The organism is Actinophytocola sp. (genome assembly GCF_045807065.1).
GTDB lineage: Bacteria > Actinomycetota > Actinomycetes > Mycobacteriales > Pseudonocardiaceae > Actinophytocola.
The window spans coordinates 1-22,197 of the sequence record NZ_JBJMIE010000342.1 but is presented as its reverse complement, the minus strand read 5'-3'; the positions used below and the strand labels follow the sequence as shown (position 1 = coordinate 22,197).

The window sequence follows — 22,197 nt, the reverse complement described above, 5'->3', positions numbered from 1 at the left end:
GCTCAGTCGTCCTGGGCCGGGGTTACTTTCTTGACGTACAGCAGCCGGTCGCCGGGCTCGATCGCGTCGGCCTCGGGGTGGTCCACGCGGTACAGCTTCCCGCCGCGCACCACGCCGAGCACGATGTCCGACAGGTGCCGCGGCGACCCGCCGACCTCGCCCTCCTCGACGTCGCGCTCGGCGATCGCGAGGCCGGACTCCGGCGTGATCAGGTCCTCGACCATGCTGACGACCGTCGGGGTGTGGGTGGCCATGCCGAGCAGCCGGCCGGCCGTCTCGCTGGACACCACGACCTGGTTGGCGCCGGACTGCCGCAGCAGGTGGACGTTCTCCGCCTCCCGCACGGCCGCGACGATCTGCGCCTTGGGCGACAGCTCGCGGGCGGTGAGCGTGATCAGCACGGCCGAGTCGTCCCGGTTCGCGGCCACCACGACCGCCCGCGCCCGGGGTACGCCGGCGACCCGCAGCACGTCGGAACGCGTGCCGGAGCCGTGCACGGTGACCAGCCCCATCGCGGACGCGGCCTCGAGCATGCCCTGGTCGGTGTCCACCACGACGATCTGTTCCGGCGCGACCCCGTCGGACAGCACCGACCGGACGGCGGAGCGCCCCTTGGTGCCGAACCCGACGACCACCACGTGATCGCGCACCTTCGACCTCCAACGTTGCAGCTTGAACGCCTGGCGCGAGCGCTCGGTGAGCACGGCGAGGGTGGTGCCGACCAGGACGATGAGGAAGAGCACCCGCAGCGGGGTGATGACGAGGATGTTGACCAGGCGGGCGGACTCGCTGACCGGCGTGATGTCGCCGTAGCCGGTGGTCGACAGGGACACCGTCGCGTAGTAGACGCAGTCCAGGAAGGACAGTCCGTCCCCGTTGGCGTCCCGGTACCCGTCGCGGTCGAGGTAGACGAGCAGCACGGCGACGAACAACGCGACGACCGCCCAGATCACCCGCCGCACGATCGACGCGATCGGGCTTACGGTGGGCTCCGGCATGCGGATCACGCCGGCCAGCACGTGGTCCGGCCGGTCGCTGAGCCGCTCGGCCAACCGCGACATGCCGAGGCGTCGGTGACGGGGATCGTCGGGGCTGGTCACGGCGGGGAGATTAGCCCATTCCCGCCTGTCGATCTGAGCGGCGCCCGTTCGTGTGGTTGGTCGAGGAGGTGTCAGGGATGACACAGGTACTACTCGGTGGTCGCGGGCTGCTGGAGTCCATCCGCCGGCGTGACGGCCGGCTGTACGTGTCCGACTGGTCGGCCGGCGAGGTGCTCGCCGTGCCCGGCGGGGTGCTGGCGACGGTCGAGTCGCTGCCGCTGTGCTTCGACTGGCTGCCGGACGGGCGGCTCGTGGTGGTGGACTCGGCCGGCGGGTCCCTGTTGCGCCTTTCGCCGGACGGGACGCTGGTCACCCACGCGTCGCTGGGCGCGACCGGGTGGAACGACATCGCGGTGTCCCGGCACGGCCACGTGTACGTGAACCGGCCCGACTTCACCGGGCCGTCCGGGACCGTCCACCTCGTCGGCACCGGTGAGGTCGCCGGTGGGCTCGCTTTTCCGAACGGCATGGCGGTCCTCGGGGACACGCTGATCGTCGCGGAGTCGCACGGCCACCGGCTGACGGCGTTCGACATCGGGCCGGACGGGCGGCTCTCGGGCCGGCGGGTGTGGGCGTCGGTCGGCGCGGGTGCGCCGGACGGCATCTGCGTCGACGCCACGGGCGCGGTCTGGTACGCGGACGTGCCGAACAAGTGCTGTGTGCGGGTGGCCGAGGGCGGCTCGGTGCTGGGCCGGGTGGACCTCGACCGCGGCGCCTTCGACTGCGTGGTGGACGGCGACACCCTGTACGTCGCGGCAGCCGAGTGGCGCGGCATGTCCGACGAGCACATGGTGACGCCCGGCAGCGGTCAGGTGCTCGCGGTGCCGCTCTGAGGGAGACCGCGGAGCAGGGCGCGGAGCGCGGGCGGGTCCATGAGGTCCACCGGGCGCAGGGTGGTGTTCGAGCGGACGTAGTGGAACGCGGCCCGCACCTTGTCCACCGGGACCTCCGACAGGCTCGCCCACGCGAGCCGGTACGCGGCCAGCTGCACCGACAGCGCCGGCAGCTCCTCCTCGGACGGCACCGCACCGGTCTTCCAGTCCACGACGGTCCACCCCCCGTCGCGGTCGGCGTAGACCGCGTCCAGCCGCCCGCGCAACGTCATGCCGTCCACGTCGCAGGTGAACGAGACCTCGACCTCCGCCGGGGAAAGCTCCGCCCACGCCGACGCCAGGAACGCCTCCCGCAGCGACTCCAGGTCCGCGTCCACGGCCACCTCGGCGTCCGCGGAGCCCGGCAGCTCGTCCAGGTCCAGCAACGCCCGGGAGCCGAAGCGCTTCTCCAGCCACGCGTGGAACGCCGTGCCGCGGCGGGCCAGCGGGTTCGGCGGGAACGGCAGCGGGCGGCGCAGCCGGCGGGCCAGGGCCGCCGGGTCGCGCGCCAGCTCAACCAGCTGGCTCACCGAGATCGACGCCGGCAGGGTGACGTCCTCCTGGCGGTTCGCGGCCGCGGCCCGTTCGGCCAGCAGCACGTCCGTGTCGGCGACCCAGCCCTCCGGGTCCGCCTCCAGCGCCAGCTGCTCGGTCGAGCCCGCGCGCAGCGACGCCAGTTCGGCACGGACCATGTCCGCCGCGGTCACCACGTCGTCGCGGGCCAGGGACAGCGGATCCGCCGGCCACAGCGCGGTGCGGTCCGCCGTCGCGAGTGGGTTCTCCTCGTACTCGCCGGGCTCGGGTGCCCAGTACTCGATGGACGCCACGCGTTCGTCCATGGGGCGTACCGCGTCGGCCACCTCGGTGAAGAACGGGGACGGGCCCTTCGGCCTGGCGCCCGTGCGGCCCCACCAGTGGGCCGACACCAGCAGCGTCCGCTCCGACCGGGTCAGCGCGACGTAGCAGAGCCGGCGTTCCTCGGTGAGGTCGCGCTCCGCGAACGCCTCCGCGTGGTTGGTCAGCTCGACCTCGATCTCCTTGCGGTTCTCCGCGGCGGACAGGTCCAGCACGGGCAGGTCCGCCGCGTCACCCCGCAGCGACGCCGGCAGCTCGGTCACCGCACGCAGCCAGCACGACGTCCGCCTTCGGCTGGGGAACACGTCGGTGACCAGGTTCGGCACCGCGACGATCTCCCACTCCAGGCCCTTCGCGCTGTGCACGGTCAGGATCTGCACGCGGTCCTCGGCCACCACGACCTCGCCCGGCTCCAGCCCGTCCTCCGCGCTCTCCGCCGCCGCCAGGTAGTCCAGCAGCGCGGACAGCGTTGCCGACGGGCTCGCCCGCGCGTAGTCCGACACGACGTCCGCGAACTTGTTCAGGTGCGCCCGCCGCGCGCCGCCGACCCGCGCGGTGGCCTCGATGTCCAGCAGCATGGCGCGTTCCACGTCCGCGACCAGTTCCGGCAGCGGCTGGTCGAGGCGGCGGCGCAGCATCCGCAGCTCCTGGCCCAGCGTCCGGATCCGGCGGTAGCCCTCGTGCGAGTACTGGTCGGCGTCGCCCGGGTCGTCGATCGCGTCGACCAACCCCGCCTGCTCGGCCCCTTCACCCGGCACGGTGTCGACAAGTCGACCTTTGTCCTCCCCCGGCTGGTACTCCTGGCCGAGCGACGCGGCCCGCTTCCACAACGCGGCGAGGTCGGCGGCACCGAGGCGCCACCGCGCGCCGGTCAGCAGGCGGGCCGCCGCCGAGCCGGCCAGCGGGTCGATCAGCACGCGCAGCGCGGACACCAGGTCCCGCACCTCCGGCTCGTCGAGCAGGCCGCCGAGGCCGACCACCTCGACCGGCAGACCCCTGGCACGCAAGGCGGTCGCGAGGTCGGTCATGTCGGCGCGACGCCGCACGAGCACCGCCGCGGTCGGCGGTGTGCCCCGCTCGTCCGCGATCAACCGCCAGCGCTGGGCCAGCTCGTCGGCCAGCCACTCGACCTCGGCACCGGCGTCCGGCAGCAACGCGACGCGGACGTCCGCCGAACCCCGGCCGGGTGGCGCCCGCAGCTCCTCGACGTCCAGGCCGGCGCCCCGCAACGGGCCGGAGATCGCGTTCGCGAGCGCCAGCACCTCCGGCGGGTTGCGGAAGCTCGTCAGCAGGCCGTAACGGGGCGCCGGCACGAGCTTCTCGTTGTCCAGCATGGGGAAGTCGGTCGTGAACCGCGGCAGGTTCGCGGCACTCGCGCCACGCCAGCCGTAGATCGCCTGCACCGGATCGCCCACCGCGGTGACCGGCATCGGCTTGTTCCCACCGAACAGCGACCGCAGCAGGACTCGCTGTGCGTGGCCGGTGTCCTGGTACTCGTCGAGCAGCGCGGTGCCCCAGCGCGACCGCTCCCCCGCCACCACCTCGGGTTGCGTGCTCGCGAGCCGCGCGGCCAGCGCCATCTGCTCGGCGAAGTCCAGCGCGCCCTCCCTGCGCTTCGCGTCGCCGTAGGCGGCCACCAGGGGCAGCAGCGCGACCCGGAACCGTTGTGCCGCCACGACTTCGCGGAGGTCCTGGGACAGCTCGGCGCGCTGGCGCGGGCCGCGCGGCGCGTTCTCGATGGTCGACGCGAGGTCCTCGCTGTACTCGCGCAGCCGGTCGAGGTCGACCAGGTGCTCGGCCAGCTCGCCCGCCAGGTCCAGCAGGTAGCGGGTCACCGTGACCGGCACCCGGTCGGTCTCCAGGTCCTGGGTCCACGTCGAGACCACGCCGTGCGCGAGCTGCCAGCACGCGGTCTCCGTCAGCAGCCGCGCGCCCGGCTCGACCGGCAGCCGCAACCCGTGCTCGGCGACGAGCCTGCCGGCGTACGCGTGGTAGGTCAGCACGGTCGGTTCCCCCGCGTACACGTCCGCGAGCCGCTGCCTGCTGGGGTCGAGCCGCTGCAGCAGGCCGGAGCCGGCGAGGCGGTGCAGGCGGGAGCGGACGCGGTCGGCGAGCTGGCGCGCGGCCTTGCGGGTGAACGTGAGGCCGAGGACCCGGTCCGGGGTGACGATCCCGTTGGCCACCAACCACACCACGCGCGCGGCCATGGTCTCGGTCTTGCCGGCGCCCGCGCCGGCGACGACGAGCGCCGGGTCAGTGGGTGCGGCGATCACCTCGGCCTGCTCGTCGGTCGGCGCCGGCAGACCGAGCTCCTTCGCGAGCTCCCTCGGACTGATCACTCGGTGACCTGACGACCGCTCGCATGCATCGGGCAGCTGGTCCGGACCGGGCAGCGCGGGCAGTCCGGGTTCTGCTTCGCCGTGTACTCGGGTCCGGTGCTCGCGGCGGCCGCGTCGGCGACCACGCCGGTCCAGTGCTTGACGCCGTCCTCGCCGATCGCGTCCTGGTTGCGTTCGGTCGCGGCCTTCTTGCGGCGGTTGGCCTTCGCGACGTACAGCAGCCGCGCGCCGCCCGGTTCCGTGTCGAGGCCCAGCCGCACGAACGCCCCGTACGCGGCGGCCAGCTGGTAGACGGCGAGCTGCGGGTGCTCCTGTGCGTCGGACTCGGTGACCGCCTGCTTGCCGGTCTTCACGTCCACGACGACCGGGCGGTTCTCGTTGTCCTTCTCCAGCCGGTCGACGCGGCCGCGGATGCGCACCTGCGCCTCGGGCACGTCCACGGCGAAGTCGTGTTCGACGGCGACCTGCGTCAGTTCGCCGCGGGTGGCCACGACCCAGTCGAGGAACGTGTCCAGCATGGCGTGCACGCGCGCGCGTTCGCGGCGGGAGAACCACGGCGCACCGGCGTCGACGGCGTCCCACGCGCGGTCCAGCTCGGCACGCAGGTGCACCTCGTCGGCGCCGGTCGCGGCGGCCTGCGCGAGCGCGTGCACGAGCACGCCGGTGATCGACGCCAGCTCGGCCGGGTCGGTGCCGCCGTGCCGCTCGACCACCCAGCGCAGCGGGCACTTCGCCAGTGTTTCCACGGTGGACGGTGAGACCGTGACCGTCTCGTCCTTGTCGCGCAGGGGTTGCCTGGTCGAGAGGTCCGCGAGGCCGTACCAGCTGTCGGGGTGCGCGCCGGGCACGCCCGCCTCGGCGAGCCGGGCGAGCTGACGGGCCGCGCGGCGCCTGCTGTCCTCGGACGCGTTGCTGTCGCAGACGGCGCGGCGCAGGTCGCCGACGAGGTCCGCGAGCACCAGCGCGCGCCGGGTGCCGCCGAGCGAGGTGGGCCGGCCGGCGTCGGTGAGGACCTCGACGTCGACGCCGGACAGCTCGGCGAGGAACCGGGACGGCTGCTCGTCATCGCCGCGGATGGCCGAGACCAGCAGCCTGTGGCGGGCGCGGCTCGCGGCCACGAGCAGCAGGCGGCGTTCCTCGGCGAGGAGCGGCGCGGTCTGGGACAGCTGGGACTCGGCGGCGTCGTCGATGCCGGCGAGGAGGTCGACCAGGCGCTCGACGCCGAGGAGCGAACCACGCAGGCGCAGGTCCGGCCAGGTCCCCTCCTGCACACCGAGCACCGCCACGACCGTCCACTCGCGACCGACGGCCGCGTGTGCGGTGATGACCGACACGGCGTCCTCGCGCTGGGCGGTCGGGGCCAGTGAGTTGCCCACGATCCGTTGTGCGGCGAGGAAGTCCGCGAAGCCGGTGACCCCGGCGCCGGGCAGCCGGTCGGCGTAGCGGGCGGCCGCGTGGAACAGGCCGACGATCGCGTCGAGATCGCGATCCGCCTGTGCGCCGAGGGTGCCGCCGCGCTGGGACTGCGCGACCCAGCGCGGTTCGAGGCCGCTGTCCTGCCAGACCACCCACAGCACCTGCTCGATGCCGGCGTGCTCGTCGATGGCCTGCCGCGCGGCGGCGAGCAGGCCGGCGATGCGGTGGACGCTCACGGCCTCGGCGTCGTCGAGCGCGGCGAGCAGGTCGGCGCTGTTCAGCACCTCCACGAGCAGCTCGTCGGAGGGCCGGTCGTGGCCGGCGGCGAGCTCGAGCCGCCGCAGCCCACGACGCAGCCGGCGGATGGCCAGCGGGTCGGCGCCGCCGAACTGGCTGGTCAGCAGCATCTCGGCGCGCTCGGCGGTCAGCAGGTGCGGGTGGGCCGCGACGCGGAGCAGGTCGAGGAACGGCCGGACCGCGGGTTGGCGGGCGAGCGGCACCTCGTCGGCGTCGGCGACGACCGGGACACCCGCGGCGGTGAGCGCGCGGTGCAGCACCGGTGCGCAACGCGTGACCGAGCGGCACAGGACCGCCATCTCCGACCAGGGCACGCCGTCGATGAGGTGCGCGCGGCGGAACTGGTCGGCGATCCACGCGGCCTCGGCGGCCTCCGTGGTGTGCAGGTGGACGTCGACGTGGCCGTTCTGGCGGGAGTTCTCCACCGGTTCGCCGGGCGTGGGCCGCTGCGGCGAGGAGCCGGGCAGGCGGGCGGCGAGCCGGGCGACGGCCTCCCGCACCGCGGGTGCCATGCGGTGATTGTGCTTCAGGACGACCGTGCCGCCGTCGGGCTCGGTGTCGGCGAGCAGGCGGGGGTCGGCGCCGCGGAAGGAGAAGACGGCCTGGTCGGGATCGCCCGCGAGGACGAACTCGGTGGCCGCGAAGCCGAGCCGGGCGAGGAACCGGTACTGGAGCGGGTCGAGGTGCTGGGCGTCGTCGACGAGCAGGTAGCGGATCCGCTCGCGTTCCTCGGCGAGCAGCTCCTGGTCGGTGTCGAAGACCAGCAGTGCGGACGCGACCAGCTCGGCAGCGTCGAGCGCCGGGGCGGACTCCTGGGCGACGGCGCTGTCCGCGGCGTTGGCGAGGAGCAGGACCTGCTCGTACTGCCGCGCGAACCGGCCGACGGCCACCCACTCGGGGTGCTTGGTGTCCCTGCCGAGCCTGATGAGGTCCTCGGGCCCGAGGCCGCGCTCGGCGGCGCGGAGCATGAGGTCCCGGAGCTCCTCGGCGAAGCCCGGGACGGTGAGGGCGGGCCAGAGCCGGTCGGGCCAGTAGTGCGCCTCGTCCTCGACGTCGCCGGCGAGCAGCTCGCGGACGACGGCGTCCTGCTCGGGGCCGCTCAGGAGGCGCGGGCCGGGGATGTCGTGGCGGTGCGCGTGGAGCCTGAGCACGGAGAACGCGTAGGAGTGCACGGTGCGGACCAGCGGCTCCCGTACGGTGCGGGGCACGTCACCCGTCTCGTCGTCCTCGGTGACGCGCCGCGCGATGGCGGCCCTGACCTCGGTGGCAGCCCGCCGGTTGGCGGTGATGACCAGGAGCTGTTCGGGGTCGACGCCGCCGCGGCGGATGCGGTCGACCGCGACCTCGGTGAGCAGGGTGGTCTTGCCGGTGCCGGGGCCGCCGAGGACCCGGGTGAAGCCCTCGGCGCCGTCGAGCACCCGCGCGGCGGCAGGCTCCCACCGGAACGGCGCGCCCGGCGCCACCGACCGGCGCACGAGCCGGGGAGCGTTAGCGACGACCACCGCACGATGGAACCACGCCGACCTCGGTCCGGTGACGGCGGCACGCCGTCATACTTGCCGACATGGTTTCGGAGGAGCTGCACGAACGCGTACGGGAAATCATCAGGTCGATCCCGCCCGGACGCGTGGCCTCCTACGGGGACATCGCCGCGCTGGCCTCGGCGCCCACCCCCCGGCTGATCGGCCGCATCCTGTCCGAGGACGGCCACGACCTGCCGTGGCACCGGGTGATCCGGTCGAGCGGGGTACCCGCGCAGGGCCTCGCCCGCCGCCAGCTGGAACTGCTGCGGGCGGAGGGCGTCCTGGCCGACGGCGAGAAGGTCGACATGCGCGAGTACCGCTGGCAGCCCTGACCGCCCCCGCCCCGCGTGTCCAACACAACGGAGGCCCGAGTCCAACATATGCAGCAGGCACGATTTGTTGAACTCGCGGGGTCGCAGCGTTGGACACGCGGGGCTGGGGCGTTGGACACGCGGGTCAGGGGTTGAGGGTCCTGCGTTCCGGGGTGGGGTCGGAGTTCGCGGGCTGGTCGCCGGACAGGCCCTTCTTCACCGAGTCCAGGATGGCCAGGCCCTGGCCGACCAGGCCCGCCGCCATCTCGCCAAGGCCGTCGGCGCCGCTCAGGATGTTCACGTTCGCGCCCTTGAGGCCGCCGGCCGCCTCCTTCACGATCTGCGGCAGCTGCTCGATGATCAACCGGTCCAGGGCGACGCGGTCGTAGGACGCGGCCGCCGCGGCCTGGATCTCCGTCGCCTCGGCCTCGGCCTTCGCGATGATGCGGACCCGGTCCGCCTCGGCCTGGGCCGGCTTCACGACCTCGGCGACCAGCTGCTGCTCACGCAGCGCCGCCTCGCGCTGGGCCAACGCCGTCCGAGCGTTGATGACCTCCTGGGTGGCGTTCGCCTGCGCTAGCGGACCGGACTGGGCGGCCTCGGCCTGCGCCCGGTCGATCTCCGCCTTGTACTGGGCCTGGACGACGGCCGTCTGGCGCGCGTACTCGGCCTGCTTGCGGGCGGACTCCTGCGCGGCCTCCGCGGACGCCTGGTCGGCCCTCGCCTGCGCGATCTGCGCCTCCCGCTGCACCGCCGCGTTGTGCGGGGCCGACAGGGCGGCGATGTAGCCGAGGTCCAGGTCGTCGATGGACTGGATCTGCAGCGAGTCGATCGTGAGCCCGATCCGGGCCATCTCCGTCGCCGAGGCGTCCAGCACCTCCAGCGCCAGCTTCTGGCGCTCGGTGATGATCTCCTCGACGGTCATGGCGCCGACGATCGAGCGCAGGTGACCGGAGAAGATCCGGCCGGTCAGGTCCTCCATCTGCCTCTGGTCGGACAGGAAGCGCTGGCCGGCGTTGACGATGCTCTCGGTGTCGTTGCCGACCTTGAACGCGATCACGGCGCGCACCTTCAGGGTGATCGCCTGCTTGGTGACGCACGTCTCGGTGATCTCGGCCTCGGCCATGTGCAGCGACAGGAACCGGACCTTGCGGAAGAAGGGCATGACGAACGCGCCCCGCCCGGTCACCACCCGGAACGGCGCGTTGCTCTCGCCCCTGGCCTTCCCACCCGAGATGAGCATTGCCTCGTCGGGGGCCGGCACGCGGTAGAAGAACATCAGAAAACTCCCAGTGGATCTGTCCAGGGCGTGACGTCAACCGAGCGCGCCCCACGTGAGTCGACGACCAGAACGGTCGCTCCTTTGGGAAGCGGCTCGTCGGAGAAGGCGAGGAACGCCTCCGATCCGCCCCGGATCCTGACCAGCACCTCGCCGGGCCCACTGCCACCACGCGTGCCGACCACCAGTACGCCGATACACCCGACTGGTGAGTCGTCAGCCGAGTCGTCAGCGTTCATCGCCGCTTCACCAATCGCACGCTAGCGCACCTGTATGTCCCGCCGTGCCACCTTTACAGATCGTTTATACGCCGGGTGAGAAAACGCCGTTCGGCGTCCGTCGGTGCCAATTCCAACGCCGCCGCGTACGCCGCCTTCGCCTCTTCCAGGCGGTTCATCCGGCGCAACAGGTCGGCGCGGGTCGCCGGCAGCAGGTGGTAGCCGGCGAGGTCGTCACGCAGTGCCTCCACCAGCGCCAGGCCCGCCGCCGGGCCCTCGACCTCGGCCACCGCGACCGCCCGGTTCAGCTCGACCACCGGTGACGGGCTCAGCCGCGCGACCAGTCCGTACAGGTCGGCGATCCGCCGCCAGTCGGTGTCCGCCGCGGAGGTGGCGGTGGCGTGGCAGCCCGCGATGGCCGCCTGCAGCTGGTACGGCCCGGGCCGGGCACGGTCGAACGCCGCGTCCAGCACCGCGACGCCCTCGTCGACCATCGCGCGGTCCCAGCGGGTGCGGTCCTGGTCGGCGAGCGTGACCAGGTCACCGCGGTCGTCGACGCGGGCGGCGCGGCGGGCCTCGTGGAACAGCATCAGCGCGAGCAGGCCGCCCGCCTCCGGCTCGTCCGGCATCAGCTCGACGAGCACCCGCGCGAGCCGGATGGCCTCGGTCGACAGCTCGATACCCGAGTAGCCCTTGTTGAACAGCAGGTACAGCACGCCGAGCACGCCCGCGGTGCGTTCTCCCAGCAGCTCGGCCGGCGGCACGCGGTACGGGATGCGGGCGTTGCGGATCTTGCGCTTGGCCCGGACGAGCCGCTGCGCCATCGTCGACTCCGGCACCAGGAACGCCCGCGCGATCTCGGGCGTGGTGAGCCCGGCGAGGGTGCGCAGCGTCAGCGCGACCTGCGCCTCGAGTGGCAGGGCCGGGTGGCAGCAGGTGAACATCAGGCGCAGCCGGTCGTCGGGCACGACGTCGGGCTCGGCAGGCTCGGGGGTCTCGGGCTCGACCGGCACGACGGGGGCGAGCCGGCGCAGCCGGCCGGTCTCCGCGGCGCCGCGCCGGATCCGGTCGAGCGCGCGGTTGCGGGCGGCGGTCGTGAGCCACGCCCCGGGGCGGCGCGGCACGCCGTCCCGGGGCCAGGTGGCCAACGCGCTCGCGAACGCGTCGGAGGCGCACTCCTCGGCGAGGTCCCAGTCGCCGGTGACGCGGATCAGCGTGGCGACCACGCGTCCCCACTCGGCTCGGAACGCCTCGTCGACCGCCTCCCTGACCACCACCTCGCTCACTCCCACACGGGTCGCAGCTCGATCGCGCCGAACCTCGCCACCGGGTGCTTCGCCGCCACCTCGACCGCCTCGTCGAGGTCGGCGCACTCGATGACGTCGTAGCCGGCGATCTGCTCCTTCGTCTCGGCGAACGGGCCGTCGGAGACGAACGTGCCGCCGCCGTCCTTGGGCCACAGCGTGGTCGCGTCGCTGACCGGGCGGAGCCGGTCACCCTCGAGCCGCTGCCCCTTGGCGGTCGTCTCGTTCACCCACGCCGTCGGATCGCCGTCGACCGTGCCGGCCAGGTCCGGGTCGACGGTCACGAGCATCAGGAACCGCATCAGTCCTCCTCCAGCGGCCAGAACGGCCGGATCTCGATGGGGTACCGGCCCGCGGCCGGGTGCGTCGACGCGATCGCGATGGCGTCGTCGAGGTCGGCGCACTCGACGATCTCGACACCCCCGATGTGCTCCTTGGTCTCCGCGAACGGGCCGTCGGAGCGCAGCGTCCGCCCCTCCCGGACCCGCACGGTCGCGGCCTCCGTCCGCGGGCGCAGCAGCGTCCCCACCCGGCTGGCGCCACGCGACTCCACGTCCCGCAGCCACGCCATGAACTCCGGCTCGGCGTCGATCTGGGTGGGGCTCAGGCGTTCACCCGTGTCGTCGGCAATCATCAACATGTACCGCACGTGTTCCTCCTCGTCCGCTGCCCGGTGCAGCGTCTCACCCCGACGACGCCGCCGAACCGGGAAATCGACAGGGGGCGGGAGGAATTTCCACGGCATGGCTGTGGTGGCGGAACGTCACGGCGGCGGTGGTCGCGGTCATCGCCGTGCTCGCGCTGACGGAGGCGCCGGCGCGGACGCTCCTGTCCTCCCTGGACTACCTGGTCGAGCCGGCGCTCAGACCGTTGTGACCAGGCGCGCGGCGCGTTCCAGGCCGCGCATCGACTGCTCGGTCGAGTGCGGGTGCAGTGCGTGCACGGCCAGGCGGTAGAGCAGGGCGTGCAGCAGTGCCTGCGGCCACTCGGGCAGGTGCGCCCAGCGCTTCGGCAGGCCGTCGTCGGCGCCGCCCCACGCGAGCGCGTCGACGACCAGCACGGCCGCGGCCCACTCCGGCGGCCGGTGGAACGCGGTGAAGTCGACGATGCCGGGCGCCGCGTCGCCGTCGAAGAGGACGTTGCCGAACAGGTCGCCGTGCACCACCTGCGGCCGCAGCCCGAGCGGCCTGCGCGAGGCGGAGAGGACGTCGAACAGCCGCCCGCCGAGCGACGGGTTGAGCGGCGCCTCCTCGACCCCGGCGGCGGCCCGGTCGGCCATGGCGAAGACGTCGGCCCTGCCCTGCAGGAACCGGGGCACGGACAGGCCGGCGGTGGCCCTGTGCAGGCGCAGCGAGGCGGCGACCATCTCGTCGTAGCGTGCCTCGGCGGTGCCGGAGACGTACCGGAAGGCGACCCAGCCCCCGACGACGTACCGCCCGTCACTGGACCGCAGGGGCCGGCCGATGCGCAGGTCGGGCACGGTCAGCTCGCCGAGGGTCTGCGCGACCCAGGACGCCTCGGCCGGGTTGGTGACCGGCCGCAGGGCGATGTCGTCACAGCGCCAGTGAGGGCCGGCGCCGACCAGCTCCGGCACGCTCTCCTTGGCGCCGAAGGCGGCCCGCACATGCTGGGGCGGTGGCGACGCAGTCACGATCAGGCACGCTACCTGCCCGCCCCGTCACGCGTCGTGCAGGTCACGCGGTCGTGGCGCGTTGCCGACCCGATCGGCTCAGCACCCACAACACCGGGAAGGGCGCGTTGGGCATCCCCAACGCGCCCTTCCACGGCACCGGTATCAGTAGGTCGGCAGGCTCGGGTCCACGTCGCGGGCCCAGCCCAGGACGCCACCGCCCACGTGGACCGCGTCCTTGAAGCCGGCCTTGTGCAGTGCGGCCAGGGCCTCCGCGGAGCGGGCGCCGGACTTGCAGTGCAGCACGATCGGCTTGTCCTGGGGCAGCTTCGACAGCGCGGCGCCGGACAGGATCTCGTCCTTCGGGATCAGGGTCGCCCCGGGGATCCTCACGATCTCGTACTCGTGCGGCTCGCGGACGTCGATCAGGGCGAAGTCGTCGCCGCGGTCGAACTTCTCCTTCAGCTCGCGCGGGGTGATCGTGTGGTCGGCCGCGGCCTGCTGCGCGTCGTCGGAGACCACGCCGCAGAACGCGTCGTAGTCGATCAGGCCCTCGATCGGCTTGGACTCCGGGTCCTTGCGGATCCGGATGGTCCGGTACGACATCTCCAGCGCGTCGTACGCCATCAGCCGGCCGAGCAGCGGCTCGCCGATGCCCGTGATCAGCTTGATCGCCTCGGTGACCATGACCGAGCCGATCGACGCGCACAGCACGCCGAGGACGCCGCCCTCGGCGCAGGACGGGACCATCCCGGGCGGCGGCGGCTCGGGGTAGAGGTCGCGGTAGTTGAGGCCCTGGCCGTTCGGCGCGTCCTCCCAGAACACGCTGACCTGGCCCTCGAACCGGAAGATCGAGCCCCAGACGTACGGCTTGCCCAGCAGCACCGCCGCGTCGTTGACCAGGTAGCGGGTCGCGAAGTTGTCGGTGCCGTCCAGGATCAGGTCGTAGCCTGCGAAGACCTCCAGCGCGTTGTCCGAGGTCAGCTGCTCCTGGTGCAGGATCACGTGCACGAACGGGTTGATCTCGGCGATCGACTCCTTGGCCGAGACGGCCTTCGGCTTGCCGATGTCCGACTGCCCGTGGATCACCTGCCGCTGGAGGTTCGACTCGTCGACGACGTCGAAGTCGATCACACCGAGCGTGCCGACGCCGGCCGCGGCCAGGTACAGCAGGGCGGGACTGCCCAGCCCACCCGCGCCGACCACCAGGACCTTCGCGTTCTTCAGCCGCTTCTGCCCGTCCACCCCGACATCCGGGATGATCAGGTGACGGCTGTAGCGGGCGACCTCGTCCTTGGTCAGCTCGGCGGCCGGCTCCACCAGCGGTGGCAAACCGCTTGCCATGGGTTCCTCCTCGACGCGTGACTGGTAAGCCCCAGTCTCCCCACGTTCAACGCGGAGGTCCCACCCGGGCTTCCCCGGCTCCCACATGTCGGGAAGGGATCACGTCGGCGGCTGCGCCTGGGGGTTGGGCCACTGGTTGAAACGGCACGTCTTGCCGTCCGCCTGCACCGGGTCGGTGTTGTCGGCCTGCTCGTTGAGCTGGGCGACGTAGTCGTTGGACGTGCCGAACGACTGCTGCATCATCACCGGCGCGAGGCCGCCCTGCTCGCCGCAGCCGACGTGGCCCTTGCCGAAGGCGTGCCCGATCTCGTGGTTGATGGCGTACTCGCGGTAGGACCCGATGTCGCCACCGAAGGCCAGCGCGCCGCGCACCCACCGCGCCAGGTTGATCATCACGCGCTTCTCGGAGCGGCGCCAGCACGAGGACTCGTACTTGATCGAGTAGCCGCAGAAGTCCGTGCGGTGCACCGTGTCCGGCGTCGCCAGGGTGAACCGGATGTCCGGGTTCGCGTTGCCGTCGACGCGCTGCACCGACACCTGCCCGGTCCCGGCCCAGCCACGCGGGTCGGCGAGCGTCGAGTCGACCAGGCGGCCGAACGAGTCGATGCCGCCGTACGGGGCCAGGTCGATCCCGTCCTCGACCTCGATCGTGTAGGTGTACAGCTTCCCGCCGTTGCCGACCCGCGGCGTCGTGCCGGGGATCACCGAGAAGTTGCCGGAGCCGGCCTGCGGGTACGCCGGGCCCGCCGGCAGCTCCGCGGTCGGGACCTTCGGGTCGGCCGGTTTGACCGGCTTCTCCGTGATCTTCGAGTTCGCGTAGACGTCGCCGGTGTTCGCGGCGCCGCCGCCGGCGCTCGACCCCGCCGTCGTCCGGTCGGGCGAGTCCCTGTCGTTCGCGGTCTGGACCAGGACCAGCGCGGTCACCGCCAGCAGGGCCGGCACGGCGTACAGGCGCCAGCCGTACGCGGACAGCAGGCCCTTCCTGCGGCGCACCGCCCTGCGCCTGCCGGAAGGCGGGTCGTCGAGCGGGCGCCACTTCGCGGCCAACGGCTCGGCCGACGTGCGGCGTTCCTCCGCCCGATACCGGTCACGGACAGGTCTCGTCACGACAACAAGAGTGCCACAGCGGAAATACGGGCGCTCACCAGTTGCCCGCGTCGACCTGTTCCCACATGCCCAGCACCGCCCGCGCGACCGTGCCCGGCCGCTCCATCTGCGCGACATGCCCGGTCCTGGGCAGCACCAGCAGCCGCGCCCTCGGGATCAGCCGGGCCGTGCGTGGTGCCTTGCGGACCGTGACCAGCTTGTCGTCCGCGCCCCACACGACCAGTGTCGGCGCCTTGATCCGCGGCGCCAGCGTCCACATCGAGCGGGTGCGCGGCACGAGCCACGAGCGGAACAGACCGACGGTGCTCCTGGCGAGCGCCGGGTTGGCCCACACGAGCCGCTCCCGCTCGGCGAACTCCTTGGCCGACTCCTCCCGGCGGGACCGCGGGATCTTGTCCGGCTCGGCGAAACACAGCCGCAGCAGCCGCATGACCCGCATGTCGCCGGGCTCGGCGGCGATCCGCCTGCGCACCGTCGCGCCGACCAGCGGCAGGTAGGCGACGGCCAGCCGCGGGTCGGACATGCGCGACGTGAGGGGTCGCAGGTCCGGCACGGCCGGCGACACGAGCGCCAGCGTGCGCACCAGCTCGGGGTGGTCGGCGGCGACGTTCATCGCGATCGCGCCGCCCATCGAGTTGCCGAACAGGTGCACCGGCCCGACGCCGAGGCCCTCGACGAAGCGGGCGACCGTGTCGGCGTGCGCGGGGATGGAGTAGTCGAAGTCCCGCGGCGGCTCCGATCTGCCGAACCCGGGGAGGTCCAGCGCGATGCCCGGCACGAAGCCGGACAGCTGGCCCGCTAGATCGGTCCAGTTGGTCGCGGAACCGCCGAGACCGTGCACGTAGACGGCGGTCGGGGCGTCACCGGGACCGGGCGTGACACGAACGTGGAGCTTCACCCCACCGGATGACCGGTCCTCGCCGGGCCACGGTGGGATCGACATGTCGACGGCGGGCAACACGGCGTCTGACATGGGAACGAACGTGACCGGGGAAGGCGGCTCGGTGGAGGTACTCATCGTTCTAGTGTCCATGACTCTCCCGGTTACGCATTACCGGCGAGTAAGGTCGGACCTCGGGTCGGTGACCCCGATTCGCGAGGGATCTGGAGGGCGCATGTCGGAAACGATCCAGCACGGGCTGGCTGGTCAGGGGAACCGAGCGGCACGACTGCCGCGCACCGCCCGGCGGGCGCAGCTGCTCGCCGCGGCGCAGGACGTCTTCGCGGCCAACGGCTACCACGCGGCGGCCATGGACGAGATCGCCGAGCGCGCGGGTGTGTCCAAGCCGGTTCTCTACCAGCACTTCCCCGGCAAGCTGGAGCTGTACCTCGCCCTGCTGGAGATCCACGTCGACGAGCTGATCCAGCGGGTGACCGACGCCATGGAGTCGACCACCGACAACAAGGCGCGGGTCAGCAACGCCGTGAGCGCGTACTTCGACTTCGTGGACGGCGAGAGCCAGGCGTACCGGCTGGTCTTCGAGTCCGACCTGCGCGGCGAGCCGGTGGTCCAGGCGGCCATCGACCGGGGCACGGACGCGTGCGTGCAGGCCATCACGAGGACCATCACCGCGGACGCCGGCCTGGAGGAGGAGCCGGCGCGGCTCCTGGCCGTCGGCCTGGTGGGCATCAGCCAGGTGGCGGCCCGCAGCTGGCTGGCGAACAACCGGACGATGACCAAGGACGAGGCCGTCGGCCTGATCAGCACGTTGGCCTGGAAGGGCATCGGCGGCGGTTACCCGCTCCAGCACTCGTGAGGGGTCTTTCGTGAGGGGTAACGTCCGCAAGGTGCCAGAAGCAACGGACCCCTCGACCGGCGACGCCCGACGAGACCGCTGGCGATCCCACCGCGCGGCCCGCCGCACGGAGTTCGTCGAGGCCGCGATGCGCGCACTGGCCGAGCACGGCCCGGAGGTCGGCATGGACCACATCGCCGCGGAGGCGGGCGTGACGAAGCCGGTCCTGTACCGCCACTTCGCCGACAAGGCGGACCTGTTCGTGGCACTGGGCCACCGCGGCACGGAAATCCTCTTCGACCGCCTCATCCCGGCGCTGAACAACGAGGAGGCCCCGGTCCCGCGGATCAGGAAGAGCCTGGACGCGTTCTTCTCGACGGTCGAGGAACACCCCCACCTGTACCGGATGCTGCTGCGCAGGAACCTGGCCAACCGCGCGGTGGAGCAGGACATCGTGGCCGAGGACAAGGAACTGATCGCACAGGCCCTGTCCGCCCTACTGGGCGACTACCTACGCGCGATGAACCTGGACTCGGGCGCCGCCGAACCCTGGGCCCACGGCATCGTCGGCATGGTCCAGAACGTCAGCGAATGGTGGCTGGACCGCCGCACCATGAGCCGCGAGTCGATCGTCGAGTACCTGACGCAGATCATCTGGTCCGCGATCGACGGATTCACCCGATCGCATGACGTGGTCCTCGACCCGAACAAGCCACTGGAACTGAACAAGGTGGTCAAGTTCCCCGAACCAACCGCCGGCTGAAGCGAACCCGCCCCCCATCGCCGAAGTGACGGAAGCGAACCCGAGCCCGCGCCGGGGTGACGGAGGCGACCCGAGCCCCGTGGCGAAACAGACCTCTCCGTGAGGCGGTTCGGCGGTGGCGGCGGGGGGCAAGGCAGGCAGGCGCCCCCTCAAGGACGCAGGACGAAAGACCGAGGGCAGGACCACCACGGCCCTGCCCTCGGAAAAAGCCTGATCAGGCGGTGGCGAAGCCCACCCGCCGCGAGTCGGCGGACCCGATCTCCACGTACGCGACCCGGGCAGAGGGCACCACGTACCGGCGCCCCTTGTCGTCGATGAGCGTCAACGTGTCCGAGGAGCCCTTCAACGCGTCGGCCACCAACGCCTCGACCTCTTCCGGAGTCTGTGAGCTGTTGATGAGCAGCTCCCGCGCGGTGTCCGCGACTCCGACCTTGACCTCCACGGTGACCTCCAATATGACGGTACGACGGACCAAGGCTAGCCGAGTCCCAGCGCGGACATCCGCTTGCCATGCTGCTGCTGCAACCGCCGGAACAGCGCGGCGATTCCCGCGAGGTCGCCGGTGCCCGCCACGATGAGCGCCGCGAGGCCGTCGCGCTCGGCCACCACGTACTGCGCCTGGGTCAGTGCCTCGCCGAGCAACCGGCGGCCCCATAACGCCAGGCGGTCCCGGACGGCGCGGTCGGTCTCGATGGCCGCGCGGACCATGCGTTCGGCGAACGCCGAGTGGCCGGTGTCCGCGAGCACCTCGGTCACCAGCGCGGACGTCTCGGGGTCCAGCCACGAGGCGATCTCGCGGTACAGGTCCGCGGCCAGGCCGTCGCCGACGTAGGCCTTGACGAGTGATTCCAGCCACGAGCGGGGCGCGGTCGACGCGTGCCAGGTGTCGAAGTGGCCGATGAACGGGCGCATGGCGTCCTGCACGTCGATGCCGTGGCCGGCCAGGAACTTCTCGATCCGCTGGTAGTGGCCCATTTCGGCGGCGGCCATGGCCGACAACGCGGCACGACCGTCGATGGACGGCGCCGTGCGCGCGTCCTCGGCGAGCCGGTCGAAGGCCGACAACTCGCCGTAAGCAAGGACTCCGAGCAGGTCAACCACACCGGGGTCAATGTCCACTTTCGCGGCCGCATCGCCAGACTCGCTCATGACCCTGAGCGTATCCGTCCACCATCGCAGGTAGACTGAGCCCAAACGCAGGCTTTTTCACCAGCCGCGTGAAGAGGGTGTGCGCGCCTCGCCGGCCCTCCCGTACCTCACCAGAGGGTGCGGTCGAGCGGCCCGTCCAGGGCGGAGCGCGCTGGACAAGGGAGAGATTCACATCACTGAAGAGATCAAGGACATGGACGTCGTCGAGCTGGAGCACAGCGAGGCGGGCGTCCCCGAAACCGACACGTCCCATCCGTTGCTGGCGGACGCGCCCGTCCGCTCCGACTCCCCCACGTTCGCCGAGTTCGGCGTGAAGGCGGAGATCGTCAAAGCCCTTTCCGAGGCCGGCATCGAGCGGACCTTCGCGATCCAGGAGCTGACGCTGCCGCTGGCGCTCGCCGGCAACGACATCATCGGCCAGGCACGCACCGGCACCGGCAAGACGCTGGGCTTCGGCGTGCCCCTGCTCAACCGCATCACCACCCCGGGCGACGGCACCCCGCAGGTGCTGGTCGTCGTGCCCACCCGTGAGCTGTGCCTGCAGGTCTGCCACGACCTGTCCGACGCCGCCAGGCACCTGGGCGCCCGCGTCAGCTCCGTGTACGGCGGCCGGCCCTACGAGCAGCAGATCGCCGAGCTGCGCAGGGGCGTGGACATCGTCGTCGGCACCCCGGGCCGCCTGCTGGACCTGGCCGAACAGCGCCACCTGGTGCTCGGCAAGGTCCGCGCGCTGGTGCTCGACGAGGCCGACCGCATGCTCGACCTGGGCTTCCTGCCCGACGTCGAGCGGATCCTGACCATGGTGCCCGACGAGCGGCAGACCATGCTGTTCTCGGCCACGATGCCCGGCCCGATCATCACGCTGGCCCGCACGTTCCTGCACCAGCCGACCCACATCCGCGCCGAGGAGAACGACGCCGGCGCCATCCACGAGCGCACCCGCCAGTTCGTCTACCGGGCGCACTCGCTCGACAAGATCGAGATCGTGGCGCGGGCGCTGCAGGCGTCGGACCGCGGTCTGACGATGATCTTCAGCCGGACCAAGCGGACCGCGCAGAAGGTGGCCGACGACCTCGCGGAGCGTGGCTTCGCGGTGGCCGCCGTGCACGGTGACCTGGGCCAGGGCGCGCGTGAGCAGGCGCTGCGGGCGTTCCGGTCCGGCAAGGTCGACGTGCTGATCTCCACGGACGTCGCGGCCCGGGGCATCGACATCGACGACGTCACGCACGTGATCAACTTCCAGTGCCCGGAGGACGAGGGCATGTACGTGCACCGGATCGGCCGCACGGGCCGCGCCGGGCGCGAGGGTGTGGCCGTCACGCTCGTCGACTGGGACGAGGAGCCGCGCTGGAAGCTGATCAGCGACACGCTGGGCCTCGACAAGCCGGCGCCGGTCGAGACGTACTCGACGTCGCCGCATCTGTTCGCCGACCTGGGCATCCCGGCGGACGCGACCGGTCGGCTGCCGCTGTCGAAGCGGACCCGCGCCGGCCTGTCGGCCGAGCCCGAGGAGGACCTGGGCGGCACGAAGAAGGGCCGCAACCGCCGGCGTTCCCGTACCGGCGGCAAGGGTGGCCCCGAGAAGGCTCGCAAGACCGAGTCGGCCGAGTCCACCGGTGAGCCGCGCCAGCGCAGGCGCGTCCGCCGCCGCGGTGGCAGTGGCGGCGAGGGCGAGCCGGCGGCCGAGCCGCAGGAGGCGACCTCGTCGCCGAAGTCGGACCGGCCCGCCAGGACGCGGGCCAGGACCCGTAGGCGGGGCGGCGTGCCCGTGAGTGAGACGACGCCCAACGCGAGCGAAACAGGCGGTTCGGCAGACTGACGCGTGATCGGGCCGGCGGCGTCTGGACCGACCGAGCAGCGAAGGCCGGGAGCGAAGCGACCCGCCGAGCAGCGCCGGGAGGCAAGACGCCGCGTGCGGGCCTGATCAGCCCAGCGAGCGGAGCGAGCCATTGAAGACTGTGATCGGCGACGAGGACGTGCTCGACGGTTCTTCTGAGGACGACGAACCGCTTGAGCGCTGGCAGCGGACCAGGTTCCACCGCAAGCGGGATGTCGCCGTCGCCGCCTTGATCGCGGTCGCGGCGCTCGTGGGTGGGCTGCTGCTGTGGCGGTCCAGCGACGTGCGGGCGACCACGGCGCAGACCTACGCGGGGACGATGACCTCGCCTGCCCGGCCGACGACGTTCCCGCCGTCGATGGGCGAGGTGTGGCGGGCCAAGTCGGCCGCCACGCCCGAGCCCGTGGCCATCGGCCCGGCGGTCGTCACCGGCAACGGCGGCGAGGTCGCCGGCCGGGACCCGCTGACGGGTGAGGTCCGCTGGCGCTACACCCGTGACCTGCCGCTGTGCACGGTGATCGGGGCGTGGCAGATGGCCGTCGCCGTGTACGCGAAGACCGACAACCTGCTGCCGGACGACGACCCGCGCAAGAAGGGCGGGTGCAGCGAGGTGACCGCGCTGTGGCCGGCGACCGGGCAGCGCGGGCGACCGCCGCAGGAGAACGAGCAGCGGGACAAGCCCTACCAGGGGCAGCGCGACTCCGACGCCGAGCTGGGCACGCGGCTGCTGTACGACAACAGCGGGTACGTCACCACGACCGGCGCCAAGCTGCTCACCACCTGGCGGTCCGACCTGGTCCAGACCATGGAGTACGGCCGGGTCCCGGCGCTCGTCAACCCGAACAAGCAGCCGCGCGTCGGCTGCACCTACGGCACGGTGTCGGTGGTGAGCGCCAAGATCGCGGTCATCGAGCGCTGCCCGACCGACCCGAGCGACCGGCTGACCGTGTACCGCGCGACCGGCGAGGACGACGCCGAGAAACCGGTCGTCGTGGCGAGCGTCGTGGTCGGCAAGAACACCCGGGTCGTGGCGATGAGCGACCAGTGCCGGCTGGACCCCGCGAAGCCGGACGACGTGCAGCAGTGCACCGCGGTCGCGATGCCGAAGCCGAACCGG

At 72.3% G+C, this 22,197-nt stretch carries 18 protein-coding genes and 1 pseudogene; 6 read left to right on the top strand and 13 right to left on the bottom strand.

The window, feature by feature from the left end; genetic code table 11:
• Nucleotides 1-2: 2 nt before the first annotated feature.
• Nucleotides 3-1,061 (bottom strand): potassium channel family protein, encoded by a 1,059-nt coding sequence (locus ACJ73U_RS19875; protein ID WP_407779152.1) that lies wholly within the window; start codon nt 1,059-1,061, stop codon nt 3-5.
• Nucleotides 1,062-1,177: 116 nt separating this feature from the next.
• Between ACJ73U_RS19875 and ACJ73U_RS19870 the strand changes: the two genes are divergently transcribed.
• Nucleotides 1,178-1,933, top strand: a complete 756-nt coding sequence (locus tag ACJ73U_RS19870; protein ID WP_407779148.1) for an SMP-30/gluconolactonase/LRE family protein — start codon at nt 1,178-1,180, stop codon at nt 1,931-1,933.
• Here ACJ73U_RS19870 and ACJ73U_RS19865 read toward each other — a convergent pair.
• The gene (locus ACJ73U_RS19865; RefSeq protein ID WP_407779147.1) at nt 1,909-5,166 is read right to left on the bottom strand and encodes an ATP-dependent helicase; all 3,258 of its coding nucleotides are present in this window, start codon (nt 5,164-5,166) and stop codon (nt 1,909-1,911) included. The two genes, ACJ73U_RS19870 and ACJ73U_RS19865, sit on opposite strands and share 25 nt — an antisense overlap.
• Nucleotides 5,163-8,381: an ATP-dependent helicase gene (locus tag ACJ73U_RS19860; protein ID WP_407779146.1), complete on the bottom strand. Its 3,219-nt coding sequence runs from the start codon at nt 8,379-8,381 to the stop codon at nt 5,163-5,165. Before ACJ73U_RS19860 ends, ACJ73U_RS19865 begins: the two co-directional genes overlap by 4 nt.
• A 62-nt stretch (nt 8,382-8,443) precedes the next feature.
• Here ACJ73U_RS19860 and ACJ73U_RS19855 point away from each other — a divergent pair, with 62 nt between their 5' ends.
• Nucleotides 8,444-8,734, top strand: coding sequence for an MGMT family protein (locus ACJ73U_RS19855; RefSeq protein ID WP_407779145.1), 291 nt, complete (start codon nt 8,444-8,446; stop codon nt 8,732-8,734).
• 124 nt (nt 8,735-8,858) lie between these two features.
• On the opposite strand, the gene ACJ73U_RS19850 is transcribed toward ACJ73U_RS19855, so the two are convergent.
• From ACJ73U_RS19850 to ACJ73U_RS19815, 8 genes are all read right to left on the bottom strand, one after another.
• Nucleotides 8,859-9,992, bottom strand: coding sequence for an SPFH domain-containing protein (locus ACJ73U_RS19850; RefSeq protein ID WP_407779144.1), 1,134 nt, complete (start codon nt 9,990-9,992; stop codon nt 8,859-8,861).
• A 292-nt stretch (nt 9,993-10,284) separates the two neighbouring features.
• Nucleotides 10,285-11,487 (bottom strand): RNA polymerase sigma factor, encoded by a 1,203-nt coding sequence (locus tag ACJ73U_RS19845; RefSeq protein ID WP_407779151.1) that lies wholly within the window; start codon nt 11,485-11,487, stop codon nt 10,285-10,287.
• Nucleotides 11,488-11,492: 5 nt separating this feature from the next.
• On the bottom strand, nt 11,493-11,816 hold the full coding sequence (locus ACJ73U_RS19840) for a YciI family protein (protein ID WP_407779143.1): 324 nt from the start codon (nt 11,814-11,816) through the stop codon (nt 11,493-11,495).
• Entirely contained in the window at nt 11,816-12,154 is a 339-nt protein-coding gene (locus ACJ73U_RS19835) for a YciI family protein (RefSeq protein ID WP_407779150.1), read from the bottom strand. Before ACJ73U_RS19835 ends, ACJ73U_RS19840 begins: the two co-directional genes overlap by 1 nt.
• Before the next feature lie 222 nt (nt 12,155-12,376).
• Nucleotides 12,377-13,171 carry a TIGR02569 family protein gene (locus tag ACJ73U_RS19830; RefSeq protein ID WP_407779149.1) on the bottom strand — a complete coding sequence of 265 codons (795 nt, stop codon included), beginning with the start codon at nt 13,169-13,171 and terminating at the stop codon, nt 12,377-12,379.
• Nucleotides 13,172-13,309: 138 nt separating this feature from the next.
• The gene (gene moeZ, locus ACJ73U_RS19825; protein WP_407779142.1) at nt 13,310-14,488 is read right to left on the bottom strand and encodes an adenylyltransferase/sulfurtransferase MoeZ; all 1,179 of its coding nucleotides are present in this window, start codon (nt 14,486-14,488) and stop codon (nt 13,310-13,312) included.
• A gap of 99 nt (nt 14,489-14,587) precedes the next feature.
• A complete protein-coding gene (locus ACJ73U_RS19820) occupies nt 14,588-15,595 on the bottom strand; it encodes a DUF3152 domain-containing protein (protein WP_407779141.1) in 1,008 nt (335 codons plus the stop codon).
• A gap of 34 nt (nt 15,596-15,629) precedes the next feature.
• On the bottom strand, nt 15,630-16,568 hold the full coding sequence (locus ACJ73U_RS19815; protein WP_407779140.1) for an alpha/beta fold hydrolase: 939 nt from the start codon (nt 16,566-16,568) through the stop codon (nt 15,630-15,632).
• Between the two features lie 142 nt (nt 16,569-16,710).
• Here ACJ73U_RS19815 and ACJ73U_RS19810 point away from each other — a divergent pair, with 142 nt between their 5' ends.
• Nucleotides 16,711-17,352, top strand: coding sequence for a TetR/AcrR family transcriptional regulator (locus tag ACJ73U_RS19810; protein WP_407779139.1), 642 nt, complete (start codon nt 16,711-16,713; stop codon nt 17,350-17,352).
• A 31-nt stretch (nt 17,353-17,383) separates the two neighbouring features.
• Nucleotides 17,384-18,094, top strand: coding sequence for a TetR/AcrR family transcriptional regulator (locus ACJ73U_RS19805; RefSeq protein ID WP_407779138.1), 711 nt, complete (start codon nt 17,384-17,386; stop codon nt 18,092-18,094).
• A 214-nt stretch (nt 18,095-18,308) separates the two neighbouring features.
• Here ACJ73U_RS19805 and ACJ73U_RS19800 read toward each other — a convergent pair whose 3' ends face one another.
• Together ACJ73U_RS19800 and ACJ73U_RS19795 are read right to left on the bottom strand one after the other, a co-directional pair.
• Complete coding sequence (locus tag ACJ73U_RS19800) at nt 18,309-18,536, bottom strand: DUF3107 domain-containing protein (RefSeq protein WP_407779137.1); 228 nt, start codon at nt 18,534-18,536, stop codon at nt 18,309-18,311.
• Between the two features lie 35 nt (nt 18,537-18,571).
• Entirely contained in the window at nt 18,572-19,243 is a 672-nt protein-coding gene (locus ACJ73U_RS19795; protein WP_407779136.1) for a ferritin-like fold-containing protein, read from the bottom strand.
• Nucleotides 19,244-19,436: 193 nt separating this feature from the next.
• On the opposite strand from ACJ73U_RS19795, the gene ACJ73U_RS19790 reads away from it, so the two are divergent.
• Complete coding sequence (locus ACJ73U_RS19790) at nt 19,437-21,062, top strand: DEAD/DEAH box helicase (protein WP_407779135.1); 1,626 nt, start codon at nt 19,437-19,439, stop codon at nt 21,060-21,062.
• Between the two features lie 139 nt (nt 21,063-21,201).
• A pseudogene (locus ACJ73U_RS19785) lies at nt 21,202-22,197 on the top strand (hypothetical protein); the annotation flags it as partial.